This is a genomic window from Achromobacter sp. GbtcB20 (assembly GCF_019091095.1).
In the GTDB taxonomy this organism is placed as follows: domain Bacteria; phylum Pseudomonadota; class Gammaproteobacteria; order Burkholderiales; family Burkholderiaceae_B; genus Achromobacter; species Achromobacter mucicolens.
This window is the reverse complement of record NZ_JAGXJZ010000931.1, coordinates 1-234: the sequence shown is the minus strand read 5'-3', so window position 1 is coordinate 234 and position 234 is coordinate 1. Positions and strand designations below refer to the sequence as shown.

At 73.1% G+C, this 234-nt stretch carries 1 pseudogene; it reads right to left on the bottom strand.

The annotated features are described in order from the left end of the window. Window positions 1–3 precede the first annotated feature (3 nt). Window positions 4–234 (bottom strand): annotated as a pseudogene (locus KVT32_RS31685) (sulfate adenylyltransferase small subunit); the annotation flags it as partial.

The following is a 234-nucleotide window of genomic DNA, read 5'->3' as shown; positions in this document are numbered from 1 at the left end:
GAATTACCCTCCCTCCTTGCGGCGCTCCTTGGAGCCCTCGGAAGCCTGGCCGCCCATGCGCGTGGCGCCGCGCTGGGTGATGTCCGTCACGGCGGTCTCGGCGAGGATGGCCATGGTGTCGCCGGCGTCGAAGGCGACCGGGCACGTGCTCGAGGTTTCGCCCACCGTGCGGCACCGGACCGACCGGCGTGCGACCTGTTTGCCCTCGGCCGGCGGTGTCAGGCGGGGGTCGGG